Origin of the sequence: Pseudoalteromonas sp. BMB, from assembly GCF_001709235.1 — a bacterium.
Taxonomy (GTDB): Bacteria; Pseudomonadota; Gammaproteobacteria; order Enterobacterales; family Alteromonadaceae; genus Pseudoalteromonas; species Pseudoalteromonas maricaloris.
Genome location: NZ_MBQA01000149.1, coordinates 1 through 322 on the forward strand (window position 1 = coordinate 1; position 322 = coordinate 322).

The following is a 322-nucleotide window of genomic DNA, read 5'->3' on the forward strand; positions in this document are numbered from 1 at the left end:
AGCTTCACGCCACTCATCAGAGTTGAAACCGCCACCGGTGAGCTGGCGAAAACGCAGCGCCGCAGCCTGGCGGATACCCTTCAGCAGTCCGGCGGCGAAGACGGTGGCAGTGTGGTGTTCCCGCCGGTGCTGGTGCAGATGCTCGACCGGCTGGAAAGTGAAATCCTGGCTGACCGGGTGAGTGAGGAAAGCCGCCGCTGGCTGGCATCGTGCGGCCTGACGGTGGAGCAGATGAAAAACCAGATGGACCCGGTGTACACGCCGGCGCGAAAAATCCACCTGTACCACTGCGACCATCGCGGCCTGCCGCTGGCGCTCATCA

1 protein-coding gene is annotated in these 322 nt (G+C 63.7%); it reads left to right on the forward strand.

Annotated features, from left to right (window positions below):
• On the forward strand, positions 1-322 hold a 322-nt coding region (locus BB427_RS09230), incomplete at both ends, for an RHS repeat protein (RefSeq protein ID WP_139119058.1).